This window comes from Pseudomonas sp. BF-R-24, from assembly GCF_019947335.1.
GTDB lineage: Bacteria > Pseudomonadota > Gammaproteobacteria > Pseudomonadales > Pseudomonadaceae > Aquipseudomonas > Aquipseudomonas jessenii.
Genome location: NZ_JAGYGG010000003.1, coordinates 172,927 through 184,977, shown reverse-complemented (window position 1 = coordinate 184,977; position 12,051 = coordinate 172,927). Strand labels below are relative to the sequence as shown.

At 60.6% G+C, this 12,051-nt stretch carries 15 protein-coding genes; 5 read left to right on the top strand and 10 right to left on the bottom strand.

Features of this window, described 5'->3' with window-relative positions:
• Position 1: 1 nt before the first annotated feature.
• Positions 2-328: a DUF3565 domain-containing protein gene (locus tag KGA98_RS03790; RefSeq protein ID WP_057716672.1), complete on the bottom strand. Its 327-nt coding sequence runs from the start codon at positions 326-328 to the stop codon at positions 2-4.
• On the opposite strand from KGA98_RS03790, the gene KGA98_RS03785 reads away from it, so the two are divergent.
• The 3 genes from KGA98_RS03785 to KGA98_RS03775 all read left to right on the top strand — a co-directional run bounded on the left by KGA98_RS03785 (position 297) and on the right by KGA98_RS03775 (position 2,681).
• Positions 297-782, top strand: coding sequence for a peptidylprolyl isomerase (locus KGA98_RS03785; RefSeq protein ID WP_007942189.1), 486 nt, complete (start codon positions 297-299; stop codon positions 780-782). The genes KGA98_RS03790 and KGA98_RS03785 overlap by 32 nt on opposite strands.
• Before the next feature lie 122 nt (positions 783-904).
• Complete coding sequence (locus tag KGA98_RS03780; RefSeq protein ID WP_150812800.1) at positions 905-1,387, top strand: glutathione peroxidase; 483 nt, start codon at positions 905-907, stop codon at positions 1,385-1,387.
• Between the two features lie 190 nt (positions 1,388-1,577).
• Positions 1,578-2,681 (top strand): NADH:flavin oxidoreductase, encoded by a 1,104-nt coding sequence (locus KGA98_RS03775; protein ID WP_223501339.1) that lies wholly within the window; start codon positions 1,578-1,580, stop codon positions 2,679-2,681.
• 119 nt (positions 2,682-2,800) lie between these two features.
• On the opposite strand, the gene KGA98_RS03770 is transcribed toward KGA98_RS03775, so the two are convergent.
• Entirely contained in the window at positions 2,801-4,000 is a 1,200-nt protein-coding gene (locus KGA98_RS03770) for a glycosyltransferase family 4 protein (protein WP_154861600.1), read from the bottom strand.
• A 36-nt stretch (positions 4,001-4,036) separates the two neighbouring features.
• Complete coding sequence (gene cysZ, locus KGA98_RS03765) at positions 4,037-4,789, bottom strand: sulfate transporter CysZ (RefSeq protein WP_057716404.1); 753 nt, start codon at positions 4,787-4,789, stop codon at positions 4,037-4,039.
• Between the two features lie 314 nt (positions 4,790-5,103).
• Here cysZ and trxB point away from each other — a divergent pair, with 314 nt between their 5' ends.
• Positions 5,104-6,060, top strand: coding sequence for a thioredoxin-disulfide reductase (gene trxB / locus KGA98_RS03760; RefSeq protein ID WP_057716403.1), 957 nt, complete (start codon positions 5,104-5,106; stop codon positions 6,058-6,060).
• Between the two features lie 175 nt (positions 6,061-6,235).
• Here the strand turns inward: trxB and KGA98_RS03755 are convergent, their stop codons facing one another.
• The 7 genes from KGA98_RS03755 to KGA98_RS03725 form a co-directional block, all read right to left on the bottom strand.
• Positions 6,236-7,486, bottom strand: a complete 1,251-nt coding sequence (locus tag KGA98_RS03755; protein WP_223501333.1) for an aspartate aminotransferase family protein — start codon at positions 7,484-7,486, stop codon at positions 6,236-6,238.
• A 248-nt stretch (positions 7,487-7,734) separates the two neighbouring features.
• Entirely contained in the window at positions 7,735-8,073 is a 339-nt protein-coding gene (locus KGA98_RS03750; RefSeq protein ID WP_057716401.1) for a HopJ type III effector protein, read from the bottom strand.
• On the bottom strand, positions 8,066-8,362 hold the full coding sequence (locus tag KGA98_RS03745; RefSeq protein WP_046040093.1) for a DUF1244 domain-containing protein: 297 nt from the start codon (positions 8,360-8,362) through the stop codon (positions 8,066-8,068). The genes KGA98_RS03750 and KGA98_RS03745 overlap by 8 nt, the downstream gene beginning before the upstream one ends.
• A 97-nt stretch (positions 8,363-8,459) precedes the next feature.
• Positions 8,460-8,831, bottom strand: coding sequence for a dihydroneopterin triphosphate 2'-epimerase (folX, locus tag KGA98_RS03740; protein WP_007970304.1), 372 nt, complete (start codon positions 8,829-8,831; stop codon positions 8,460-8,462).
• 2 nt (positions 8,832-8,833) lie between these two features.
• Positions 8,834-9,394 carry a GTP cyclohydrolase I FolE gene (folE, locus tag KGA98_RS03735; protein ID WP_008046221.1) on the bottom strand — a complete coding sequence of 187 codons (561 nt, stop codon included), beginning with the start codon at positions 9,392-9,394 and terminating at the stop codon, positions 8,834-8,836.
• A 19-nt stretch (positions 9,395-9,413) separates the two neighbouring features.
• On the bottom strand, positions 9,414-10,124 hold the full coding sequence (gene folM, locus KGA98_RS03730; protein ID WP_090453111.1) for a dihydromonapterin reductase: 711 nt from the start codon (positions 10,122-10,124) through the stop codon (positions 9,414-9,416).
• Positions 10,125-10,298: 174 nt separating this feature from the next.
• Positions 10,299-10,868 carry an antibiotic biosynthesis monooxygenase gene (locus KGA98_RS03725; protein WP_223501331.1) on the bottom strand — a complete coding sequence of 190 codons (570 nt, stop codon included), beginning with the start codon at positions 10,866-10,868 and terminating at the stop codon, positions 10,299-10,301.
• 223 nt (positions 10,869-11,091) lie between these two features.
• On the opposite strand from KGA98_RS03725, the gene KGA98_RS03720 reads away from it, so the two are divergent.
• The gene (locus KGA98_RS03720) at positions 11,092-12,051 is read left to right on the top strand and encodes a MerR family transcriptional regulator (RefSeq protein WP_223501323.1); all 960 of its coding nucleotides are present in this window, start codon (positions 11,092-11,094) and stop codon (positions 12,049-12,051) included.

Below are 12,051 nucleotides of genomic sequence, written 5' to 3'. Positions count from 1 at the left end.
TTCAGTCGCCAAGGTTATCGCTAACCGAGCCCTGTGCGCACCAACCGCAAGCAAAGGGCTGGCCTATTTTTTCAAGGCGTTGCACAGGGTCCATGACCCAGGCGCGGGATTGCCAGGGTGGCTGGTGCCGCAGGTGCTGGGTGTGGCCGCAGGAAAGCTCGGCCACCCAGTGTCCGTCCTCGTCCTGATGGAAGCCTGTGATCGTCGAATCCCGTCTGTCCGGGTTGTGTTCGCTTTCGGACGATTGCTTCGCTAAACTTGGCCTTTCAATTTTCCTATGCAAAAGGTCTCGCCCCATGCTGATCGCCGCCAATAAGGCTGTCTCCATCGACTATACCCTGACCAACGACGCTGGTGAGGTCATCGACAGCTCCGCCGGCGGCGCGCCGCTGGTCTACCTGCAAGGTGCAGGCAACATCATCCCGGGCCTGGAAAAGGCTCTGGAAGGCAAGGCTGTCGGCGACGAGCTGACCGTAGCCGTTGAACCGGAAGACGCTTACGGCGAATACGCCGCTGAACTGGTCAGCACCCTGAGCCGCAGCATGTTCGAAGGCGTCGACGAGCTGGAAGTGGGCATGCAGTTCCACGCTTCCGCTCCGGACGGCCAGATGCAGATCGTGACCATCCGTGATCTGGACGGCGACGACGTCACCGTTGACGGCAACCACCCGCTGGCCGGTCAGCGCCTGAATTTCCAGGTCAAGATCGTTGCCATCCGTGACGCCAGCCAGGAAGAAATCGCTCATGGTCACGTCCATGGCGAAGGTGGCCATCACCACTGATTTCTGCGCTAAGCTCAGATAACTGGAGAGGCGCCTTGTGGGCGCCTTTTTAGTCTGCGGCCGTCCCTGATGACACCGCCAAGTGGCTGTTTCGAGAAGAACACGGGAATCTGGAGTACGCCATGAGTGCTTTTCACGACCTTAAATTGACAGCCCTGGATGGACAGGAGCTACCTCTGGCGCCTTTCAAAGGCCAAGTCGTACTGGTGGTCAACGTCGCCTCCAAATGCGGCCTGACCCCGCAGTACGCGGCGCTGGAAAACCTCCATCAGCAATTCAAGGCCAAGGGCTTCAGCGTCCTGGGCTTGCCGTGCAACCAGTTTGCCGGGCAGGAACCGGGGACCGAGCAGGAAATCAAGGATTTCTGCAGCCTCAACTATGGCGTGACCTTTCCGCTGTCCAGCAAGCTGGAAGTCAACGGGCATGAACGTCATCAGTTGTATCGCCTGCTGGCGGGAGAGGGCGCGGAATTTCCCGGCGACATCACCTGGAACTTCGAGAAGTTCCTGCTGGGCAAGGACGGGCGTGTGCTGGCACGGTTCTCGCCACGTACGGCGCCGGATGATCCGACCATCGTTCACGCGATTGAAAAAGCGCTGAGCTGATATCCCCCCTATAGGAGCGAGCTCGCTCGCGATGGTTGTAGGAACACCGCGGGGCATCAGACCGCCAGCGTTATCGTTGACCACCATCGCGAGCAAGCTCGCTCCTACATCACCCAAATCAATAGTGCTGTTCAGTACGCGCGAACCTCCATATTATCGCCGTCATAAAGTCATTCCTGTGGAGCGTCCCATGCCCGTCAAAGCCCTGTTCAAACCGTTCCACCTCGGCACCCTCGAACTGCCGACCCGCGTCGTCATGGCGCCGATGACCCGCTCTTTTTCCCCAGGCGGCGTGCCTAATTCCAAAGTGATCGAATACTACCGTTGCCGCGCCGCAGCCGGCGTCGGCCTGATCATCACCGAAGGCACCACCGTCGGTCACAAGGCTTCCAACGGCTACCCGAACGTTCCGCATTTCTATGGCGAAGCAGCCCTGGCCGGCTGGAAGAAAGTCGTCGACGCCGTTCACGCCGAAGGCGGCAAGATCGTTCCGCAGTTGTGGCATGTGGGCAGCGTGCGCCGGATCGGCACCGAGCCGGACGCCAGCGTGCCGGGTTATGGCCCGTCGGAAAAACTGAAGGAAGGCCAGGTCGTGGTTCACGGCATGACCAAACAGGATATCCAGGACGTGATCGCCGCGTTCGCCCAAGCCGCCAGGGATGCCCAGAGCATCGGCATGGACGGCGTGGAAATCCACGGTGCCCACGGTTATCTGGTGGACCAGTTCTTCTGGGAAGGCAGCAACCAGCGCACCGACGAATACGGCGGCAGCCTGGCCAACCGTTCGCGCTTCGCCATTGAATTGATTCAGGCCGTGCGTGCCGCGGTCGGTGAAGGTTTCCCGATCATCTTCCGTTTCTCCCAGTGGAAGCAGCAGGACTACACCGCACGTCTGGTGCAAACCCCTGAAGCCTTGGGCGAGTTCCTCAAGCCGTTGGCCGACGCAGGCGTGGACATTTTCCACTGTTCGACCCGCCGCTTCTGGGAGCCGGAGTTCGACGGTTCCGAGCTGAACCTGGCTGGCTGGACCCGCCAACTCACCGGTAAGCCGACCATCACCGTGGGCAGCGTCGGCCTGGACGGCGAGTTCCTGCAGTTCATGGTTAACACCGACAAGGTCGCGCAGCCTGCCAGCCTGGAAAAACTGCTGGAGCGCCTGAACAACGATGAGTTCGACCTGGTGGCGGTCGGTCGTGCCTTGCTGGTGGATCCGGACTGGGCGCAGAAAGTGCGTGACGGCCGCGAGGAAGACATTCTGCCGTTCAGTCGTGAGGCGTTGATGACGCTGGTTTAAGCGGCGACCGGGAAGGCCTCATCGCGAGCAAGCTCGCTCCCACAGGGGATTTGTGTACGACACAGAACCAATGTAGGAGCGGGCTTGCTCGCGAAGACTGACTAAAGAGCACTGCAAAATCAGGGAACAGTCGGCGCATTCGGCACCACCATCTCCCCGGCACAGGCCCCGCGCAACTGTCCCTCGAACTGCTCGATAATCGTCGCCCAACCCTGGCGACTGGCATGCTGGCGCGCATTGAGCCTGACATTGCGCAAGGCTTCCCTTTCCTCCAGCAGCCATGCCGCTGCATCGCAGAACGCTTCTTCATCCCCCGGCATCGCCAATACGCCGTTGTAGCCATGACGAATATGCTGGGCCGCCGCCGCCTGGTCGTAGGCCACCACGCCGAGCCCCGAGGCAAGTGCTTCAAGCACCACATTGCCAAAGGTTTCGGTCAGGCTCGGAAACAGAAACACGTCGCCCGACGCGTAGTGACACGCCAGGGCTTCACCCCGTTGGGTGCCGCAGAAAATCGCCTCGGGCATTTCGTTTTCCAGTTCCTGGCGCTGCGGGCCATCGCCGACCACGATCAGTTTCAGCGTGCGCTGGGGATAACTCGCCTTGAGGGTATTGAAGGTGCGCTTGAGCAGGCCGAGATTCTTTTCCGGGGCCAGGCGTCCGACATGAATGACGGCGATGTCTGCTTCGGCCAACCCCCATTGCTCGCGCAGGGCATTCAAGCGTTTGGCCGGGTGAAACAATTCGCTGTCGACCCCACGGGACAGCAACGCCAGGCGCTCGAAATGCCGCCGCTCGAGTTCCATGCGTTGGCTGACGCTGGGCACCAGGGTCATGGTCGAGCGGTTGTGGAACCAGCGCAGGTAGTGAGTCAGCAGGCGCGTGAGCAAACCAAGCCCGTACTGGTTGGAGTACTGCTGGAAATTGGTGTGGAAACCGCTGACCACGGAAATTCCCAGTCGCCGTGCCGCACGCAACGCAGAGAGCCCCAGCGGGCCCTCGGTGGCGATGTAGAGCACATCCGGGCGGTGACGCGTCCAGCGCCGCAGCAGCTTGTGCATCGACGACTGACCCCATTGCAGGCCGGGATAGCCCGGCAGTGGCCAGCCGCGGCACAGCAGCAATTCATCGTCGCTGCCCAGTTGCTGGTCGCAGCCCTGACGCGGCCGCACCAGTTCCACTTGATGCCCGCGCGCGCGCAAACCGTCGCACAAGCGACCAAGGGTATTGGCCACGCCGTTGATTTCCGGTGGGAAGGTTTCGGTGATCAGGGTGATATGCAGAGCTGTCGTCATGACCCCAGTGTCGGCTGGGGCCATGTCGTCAGTGTGACGTCGGGATGATGGATTTGTGACTTAGCGCTGGGTCACCAGGTTTTCTGCCCCGCGCTCACGCACCCAGAACAGCGTCGCCCCGGCCACGGCAGCCGGCATCATCAGGATGTTCACCACAGGGATCAGCAGCACCAGGTACACGCTGCCGCCGAAGCTCATGCTCTGCCAGCGCTTCTCGCGCAGCCAGGCGAGCATCTCGTTCCAGCCCAGCTTGTGGTTGTCCGCCGGGTAGTCGATGTACTGGATCGCCATCATCCACACCCCGAACAACAGCCACAGCGGCGCGGCGATGATGTTCACCACCGGGATGAACGAGAGGATGAACAACCCGATCGCCCGGGGCAGAAAATAGCCAAGCTTGCGCATTTCCCGGGCCAGGGTACGCGGAATCATGGCGATCAACTCGCCCCAACTGAAGGCCGGGAAGTCGTCGGTGCCGCGTACCACCACTTCGACTTTCTCCGCGAGGAAGCCGTTGAACGGCGCGGCAATGACGTTGGCGAGCATGGTGAAGGTGAAGAACACCATCAACACCACCAGCACTACGAACAATGGCCAGAGGATGTAGCTGAGAAAACTCAGCCAGTCGGGCAGCGATGGCATCAAGGTGTCGACCCACAGGCTGAATTGATGGCTGGCCAGGTAGATCAATCCGACGAACAGCACCAGGTTGATTGCCAACGGCAACAGCACAAACAAACGCAGGCTGGGGCTCAACACCAGCTTGAGGCCTTCGCGCAGGTATTGCGGGCCGGACAGTACAGGGGCGGGCATAAGGTGCTCCGAGCAGAGGGAAAACGCGCCGACCTTACCGGCTTTGCCTTGCAGGCGAAAGCGCGGTGGCGGTATCGACATTCACTGTAACAAAGACGTCGATATCGTCGGTCAGATGCCATAGAGACCACCTATGAGCTGGATTGTTAAACCGTATTTCCTTAATCTTCGCCCCCTCGATACGCTGCACCCAATCTTTTTACAGGACGGTCGGGTCAAGCCTTCCCCAAGTGCTTTCAACCGTTCTTTTTTATTCCAGCCGGCAATCCGGCGTTCCGTGCCAGGTAATCCGGGCCGGTCAACAGGAGCAGGTCATGTCTGAAGTCCGTCATTCGCGAGTGATTATTCTCGGTTCCGGCCCTGCCGGTTACAGCGCCGCGGTCTATGCCGCACGTGCCAACCTCAAGCCACTGCTGATCACCGGCATGCAGGCCGGCGGTCAACTGACCACCACCACCGAAGTCGACAACTGGCCGGGCGACGTCCACGGCCTGACCGGCCCGGCGCTGATGGAGCGGATGCGTGAGCACGCCGAGCGCTTTGAAACCGAGATCGTTTTCGATCACATCAATGCCGTCGACTTCGCCGCCAAGCCATACACCCTGACCGGCGACAGCGCGACTTACACCTGTGACGCCCTGATCATCGCCACCGGCGCCAGCGCTCGTTACCTGGGTCTGCCATCGGAAGAAACCTTCATGGGCAAAGGCGTTTCGGCCTGTGCGACCTGCGACGGTTTCTTCTATCGCAACAAGCCGGTGGCCGTGGTCGGTGGCGGCAACACCGCTGTTGAGGAAGCCCTGTACCTGGCCAACATCGCCAGCAAAGTCACCCTGATCCACCGTCGTGAAACTTTCCGCGCCGAGAAGATCCTGATCGACAAGCTGAACGCCCGTGTCGCCGAAGGCAAGATCGAGCTGAAGCTGAACGCGACCCTGGACGAAGTGCTGGGCGACAACATGGGCGTGACCGGTGCCCGCCTGAAGAACAACGACGGCAGCTTCGACGAAGTGAAAGTCGACGGCGTGTTCATCGCCATCGGCCATACCCCGAACACTTCGCTGTTCGAAGGCCAGTTGACCCTCAAAGACGGCTACCTGGTTGTGCAGGGCGGCCGTGACGGCAACGCCACTGCCACCAGCCTCGAAGGTATCTTCGCCGCTGGTGACGTGGCTGACCACGTGTACCGTCAGGCCATCACCTCGGCTGGCGCAGGTTGCATGGCGGCACTGGATGCCGAGCGTTACCTGGATAATCTGCAGAACGCTTGATTCTGTAGAAACGAAAAACCGGCTTCGGCCGGTTTTTTTGTGCCCGCGATTTAATGCCGAACACATTCCAATGTGGGAGCGGGCTTGCTCGCGAATGCGGTGTGTCATTCAGTTTTTATGTCGACTGACATTACGCCTTCGCGAGCAAGCCCGCTCCCACAGGGGGGGCGTAGGTTCAGGCCAATTTCTTCAGGCATGCCTCCAGGATATCCAAACCTTCTTCAAGCACCGCCGCCTCGGTGGTCAACGGTGCCAGCAGGCGAATGATGTGCCGCGACTTGCCGCTGGGCATCAGCAGCAAACCGGCGTCGCGCGCCAGGGCCAGCAGTTGGGTCAATTGTGCCGGTGCTGGTGAACCATCGGCGTTGATCAACTCGATGCCACGCATGGCGCCGATGCCGGTCAGGCGACCCAGGTATGGCGTCAGCCTGCTTGAGCGCCAGGCTTCGTAGCGGCCGACAATCGCTTCCTCCTGCTGCGTGCCCCACGCTTGCAGGTTGGCATCGGTCATTTCGTCCAGCGTCGCCAATGCCGCTGCGCAAGCGATGGGGTTGCCGGAATAGGTGCCGCCGAGTCCGCCCTTGGGCAAGTTGTCGAGCAGCGACTTGCGCCCGACCACAGCGCCCAGCGGCACGCCGCCGGCGATGCTTTTGCCGAGCAGGATCAGATCGGGCTCGATGCCCAGCCGCGAGAAGGCGAAACGCTCCCCGGTACGGCCGAAACCGGACTGGATTTCATCGGCGATCAGCACAATGCCCTTGTCGTCGCAGAACTTGCGCAGCGCCTGGGCGAACTCGACGTCCATGGCCAGGAACCCCGCCTCACCCTGCACCGGTTCGACGATAAAGCAGGCGACGTCTTCGACATCGATCTCGACGCTGAACAGGCGCTCCATGGCCTTGAGGGCCTCGCCACAGGTGACGCCGTTGTCCCGGCTGGGGAAGGGCAGGTGAAACACCGGCCCCGGCAGCACGCCGACTTTCTGTTTGTACGGCGCGACTTTGCCATTGAGGTTGAGGGTGGCCAGTGTGCGGCCGTGGAAAGCGCCGTCGAAGGCGATGACCGCGCTGCGGCCGGTGGCGCCACGGACGATCTTCAGGGCGTTTTCCGCCGCTTCCGCGCCGCTGTTGGTGAGCATGCCGCTGACCGGGTAACCCACAGGCATGAATGCGCTGAGGCAATCCATCAGTTCGAGGTAAGGCTCATGGGGCGCAGCGTTGAATGCGTAGTGGGTCAGACGGGTGGCTTGTTCGCGAATGGCTTCGACGATGCGCGGATGGCAATGGCCGAGGTTCAACACGCCGATGCCGCCGACAAAGTCGATGTAGCGATTGCCATCGGTGTCCCAGACCTCGGCATTCTTGCCATGGCTGAGCGTGACAGGGTGAACGATGTTGATCGACTGGCTGATGGTTTCGCTGCGCATGAATGACCGGCTCGGAAGAAGGAGGACTTCTTTTTATCTAAGCCGTGAGCGGTGGTAGGGGGCAAACGAAATAAAGTTGCCGGGTCAATCTTAAAAGTCGGGTTGTGCTTGTGATCAATTGCGCGCCATGAACGCAAAACTTGTAGGAGCGAGCCTGCTCGCGATGGTGGTGAACGATGACGCTGGGAGCCTGACACCCCGTGGCGTTCTTCAGTCCATCGCGAGCAGGCTCGCTCCTACAATTTGAATCAGCGGCGAGTCAGCGGTTGCTGAGAGAACTTCACACCGGCCAGACCATGGGCGATCAGCGCGCGGATGTTGCCGTGGTCGCTGCCTTCCGGCGTTGCCAGCACCGAGCGGTAATGCTCGCCGAAAGCCAGCAGGGCTTCTTCATCGCTCAAGCCTTCGAGCAGCGCCAGGCCCAGGGTCTTGCACGAGCCTTCGTTCTGCCCGGCTGCGTTTTCCACACCGCCGTTGTTGAAGGCCTGAGGCTGGTAGTCGTAACCGGCGGCAATGAACGCCAGGGTGTCGGCGAAGGCGTGTTCGCCGGTCTTGAGGCTGGCGCGCAGGGTGTTCAAATCACTCATTGGGTTTTCCTTTGGCGAACGCCGCTTGCTGGTCGGCGCTGGCTTCTTGCTGATATTGGGCTTTCCATTCGGCGTACGGCATGCCGTAAACCACTTCGCGGGCTTCGTCGAGGCTGACCTCGATCTGGCGGTCGTCGGCCGCGGCCTTGTACCACTTGGACAGGCAGTTGCGGCAAAAGCCCGAGAGGTTCATCAGGTCGATGTTCTGCACATCCTTGCGGCTGTCCAGGTGGGCCACCAGCCGACGAAAGGCGGCGGCTTCGAGTTCCAGGCGTTGTTGATCGGTCATGGCGGTCTCTGCGAGACAGCTTCAAGCGGCACGCTTGAAGCTGCAAGTTGGATTGCGGTGGCTTGAAGTCTACCGCTTGCGGCTTGAGGCTTGAAGCTCAGCGGCTTGCCGCGAGTGTTATCGACACCGACTCGGCGAATCGCAGCGCGTGGGGCTTGTCGACCTCGACCTCGGCGTACAGCACCGATGCGTTGGCCATCACCAGGTCGAGAATTTCCTGGGTCAGACGTTCGAGCAGCGCAAAGCGGTTGCCTTCCACATGGGCGATGATTGCCTTGGTAATGGTCCGGTAGTTCAACGCGTGATCGATGTCGTTGTCCCGTACCGCTTCCTGGGCTGCGTACAGAATGGTGAGGTTGATCAGCACATCCTGCTTGTTGAGGATTTCATCCTCGTTGATGCCGATGAAGGTACGCAGGCACAGGTCTTTGACCCGGATGCGTGCCATACCTGGCTGAAGTTGTGGCATTGCTACTTGCTCCGTCCAATCAATTGCAGGAACTCCTGGCGGGTATTGCTCGACTCGCGGAAGGCACCGAGCATCACCGAGGTGTTCATGGTCGAATTCTGTTTCTCGACGCCGCGCATCATCATGCACATGTGCTGCGCCTCGATGACCACTGCGACGCCTGCCGCGCCGGTCACTTGCTGCACCGCGTCGGCGATTTGCCGGGTGAGGTTTTCCTGGATTTGCAGGCGCCGGGCGAACATGTCCACCAGCCGCGCGATCTTCGACAGGCCCAGCACCTTGCCGGTTGGAATATAAGCCACATGCGCCTTGCCGATGAAGGGCAGTATGTGGTGTTCGCACAGCGAGTACAGCTCGATGTTGTCGACGATTACCATTTCATCGTTGTCGGAGGCGAACAGCGCGCCATTGACGATCTCTTCGACACTTTGCTCATAGCCATGGCAAAGGTACTGCATGGCTTTGGCTGCACGCGTTGGCGTATCGAGCAAACCCTCGCGGTCGGGGTTTTCACCGAGACCGATGAGGATCTCTCGATAATTCTGGGGCAGGGATAACGTCATGGAAAATCCTCGCGGGACACTATTTGATGTGCCTTCCGCCATTGACGGTCAGGGTGGTGCCGGTGACATAAGGGTTGTCGAGCAGATATCGCAGGCTCTGGTAGATCACTTCGCAACCGGGTTCGATGCCCAGCGCGGACTTGGCCAGCGCCTTGGCGCGGTAGGCCGCGTCGTCTTCAGGGTTGAACAGTAGCAGGGCCGGCGCGATCCCGTTGACCTTGATGGCCGGCGCGTACCGGGCGGCGAAGGACAGTGTCAGGCTGTCGAGCCCGGCTTTGCTGGCGCAATAGCCGATATGCCTGCTGCTGCCCTTGCGGGTCACGTCATCGCTGATGTGCACGATGTCGGCGGGGCTCGAGCGTTGCAGCAGGTCGGCGCAATGCAGGTTGATCAGGTAGGGCGCCAGCATGTGCACGCTGAACATGCGGGTGAATGCCGCGGCGTCGGTGTCCGGCGTTTCAGCCAGCCATTCGGAGGCGTTGTGGACGATTGCCCGCAGGCTGTCGGTATGGGTTTTCAGCTCGTTGATGAAGGCGAAGATCCCGGCCTCGCTGGCGAAGTCCGCGAACACAGCGGTGGCCCCCAGGTCGCGCAGGGCTTGTACGCCGGGGCGCTCGCTGCGGTAGCTGAAAATCACCCGATGGCCATCTTCCAGCAATCGCCGGGCGCAGTGCAGGCCGACACGCTGGCCGGCGCCGGTAATGAGGACAGGGGCTGCGGAAGAAGTCATGAACGGCTCGCATCGCGGTGAGAGCAAAACTATACCAGCGACGGGAGCGCTCTACCTATTGTGCAAAACGGGCCTGTGTGGGAGCGGGCTTGCTCGCGAAAGAGTGGTGTCAGACATTACAAATGTTGACTGATGCGCCGCCTTCGCGAGCAAGCCCGCTCCCACAAGAGATCATCAGCGATTTTGGATGGTGGGTTCGGCACGCAATGGGCGTGTCGGCGTGCTGTTCAGCCAACCGGCCAGCAAACGGGTCGACAATGGAATGAACAGGTAAACCATCAGCGGCGTCAGGCACAGTGTGCTGATGAACACCCGCGGCAGCAGGCTCATGTCACTCAACAGCGGCCCCAGCACAAAGTTGAACAGCAGCGAGACCGGAAAGAACGCCAGCCATATCGCCACGGCCTGTTTCCAGCGTGGCGGGCGTTGACCGACGGCACCGAACCAGCCCTCGATGCCGCTGACCCGGTGTTCTGTCGGGTGGGCGAACAGGTCGCCGCCACGTCCGAGCCAGGCGCTGCGCGAAGCGGAATGTTCCCAGGCCTGCAGGGTCTGCTCGTCGGCGAAGCGGAAAATGATCTGGAATTCGTCATCGCCGGGCGGCGGAGCGAGCACACCGGAGCCGAGATAACCGGGAAAGTCGGTGGCCAATTGTTCGCCTTCGCGCAGCCAGGCGATCAGGTCCTGGTAGCGTCCATTGGCAACGCGGCGCGCAACCATCAGCGTGACGGGAGGGGTAGACATTGTGCATCTCCGTAAGGCATTTGCGTCGCTCCGGATAGGAACTTCGCCAGGCACAGCGCCGGGGTGGTGGGCTGCGACTCGAAACAAGCAAGGATTATTCCTGATTCCGCCCGTGGCGTCTGTGACGTTTATCCGTTCATTCGCGGTATCTATTTTTTACGGAAACTTTACGGGGCAGGGGCGTTAGAATACGCCTTGGACGATACAAGGATGTTTCAACAGGATGCCCATATTTACAGACGTCGCTTCAGGCTCCACGCAGGCCGTCGCTCTCGAACAGGAAGAGCTCTTTCCCATTCGCGAGGTGGCGCGACTGACAGGTGTAAACCCGGTCACGCTTCGAGCCTGGGAGCGACGATATGGCCTGATTGTTCCAACACGCACCGACAGTGGGCATCGACTGTATTCGATGTCCGATATTGAGCGTGTCCATAGCATTCTCGGCTGGATCGAGCGCGGGGTTGCCGTCAGCAGGATCGGCAAGATCCTGGCCAGGACCGAGCCACTCCAGGCGTTGTCGCATATCATCCCCAACAACCTCGTGGAAGCCGATTACGCGCAGTGGCGGCAGCAGATTCATGTTGCGGTCAACGGGTTTGACGAGCTTCGGCTGGAGGAGCTCTACGGGCAAGTCTTTTCCAGCTACTCCCTGCCGGTGGTGTTCCAGGGCATTCTGATGCCCGTCTGGAAGCTGTTGTTGCAACGCCAGGACCAGTTCGGTGGCACCAGCGAGTGGCTGTTCCTGGATGGCTTTTTGCGTTCCCGGATGTTGCAGCGTCTGTTGTTGATGCGCGAAAAACAGCCGCGTCGCGTGGTCATCTGTGCCCTGGATGGCAATTGCCGGGAACTGGAACTGTTGGTCGCCGCCCTGTTCCTGAGTTCCGGGCCATTGGCCGTTCGCGTACTGAACATGGGCCAGCCATTCGAGGAACTGGCGCTGATGTGTGAAAGGATCAAACCCCTGGCTCTGGTGCTGTTTTCCAATCATGTGCCGGCTCCCGAGTTGCCGCGGCGTCTGAATCGCCTGGCCATGAGTCTGGAGTGCCGAATGTTGTTGGCCGGCGATGCTTCTGACCTGGCACAGGAAAGCCTGGCCGGGTCATCGATCGGTTGCCTGGGCAATGAAGGGGAGGTCATGAGCCAGCGTCTGAAGCAGTTCCTGGCGGGTACTCTGGATACTTGA

Excerpts from the sequence above, each read along its gene's own strand:
- KGA98_RS03775 (WP_223501339.1), top strand. The coding sequence starts at position 1,578 with ATGCCCGTCAAAGCCCTGTTCAAACCGTTCCACCTCGGCACCCTCGAA.
- folM (WP_090453111.1), bottom strand. The coding sequence starts at position 10,124 with ATGACTTCTTCCGCAGCCCCTGTCCTCATTACCGGCGCCGGCCAGCGT.
- KGA98_RS03725 (WP_223501331.1), bottom strand. The coding sequence starts at position 10,868 with ATGTCTACCCCTCCCGTCACGCTGATGGTTGCGCGCCGCGTTGCCAAT.
- KGA98_RS03780 (WP_150812800.1), top strand. The coding sequence starts at position 905 with ATGAGTGCTTTTCACGACCTTAAATTGACAGCCCTGGATGGACAGGAG.
- folE (WP_008046221.1), bottom strand. The coding sequence starts at position 9,394 with ATGACGTTATCCCTGCCCCAGAATTATCGAGAGATCCTCATCGGTCTC.
- trxB (WP_057716403.1), top strand. The coding sequence starts at position 5,104 with ATGTCTGAAGTCCGTCATTCGCGAGTGATTATTCTCGGTTCCGGCCCT.
- cysZ (WP_057716404.1), bottom strand. The coding sequence starts at position 4,789 with ATGCCCGCCCCTGTACTGTCCGGCCCGCAATACCTGCGCGAAGGCCTC.
- KGA98_RS03750 (WP_057716401.1), bottom strand. The coding sequence starts at position 8,073 with ATGAGTGATTTGAACACCCTGCGCGCCAGCCTCAAGACCGGCGAACAC.
- KGA98_RS03720 (WP_223501323.1), top strand. The coding sequence starts at position 11,092 with ATGCCCATATTTACAGACGTCGCTTCAGGCTCCACGCAGGCCGTCGCT.
- KGA98_RS03755 (WP_223501333.1), bottom strand. The coding sequence starts at position 7,486 with ATGCGCAGCGAAACCATCAGCCAGTCGATCAACATCGTTCACCCTGTC.
- KGA98_RS03770 (WP_154861600.1), bottom strand. The coding sequence starts at position 4,000 with ATGGCCCCAGCCGACACTGGGGTCATGACGACAGCTCTGCATATCACC.
- KGA98_RS03745 (WP_046040093.1), bottom strand. The coding sequence starts at position 8,362 with ATGACCGATCAACAACGCCTGGAACTCGAAGCCGCCGCCTTTCGTCGG.
- KGA98_RS03785 (WP_007942189.1), top strand. The coding sequence starts at position 297 with ATGCTGATCGCCGCCAATAAGGCTGTCTCCATCGACTATACCCTGACC.
- KGA98_RS03790 (WP_057716672.1), bottom strand. The coding sequence starts at position 328 with ATGGAGACAGCCTTATTGGCGGCGATCAGCATGGGGCGAGACCTTTTG.
- folX (WP_007970304.1), bottom strand. The coding sequence starts at position 8,831 with ATGCCACAACTTCAGCCAGGTATGGCACGCATCCGGGTCAAAGACCTG.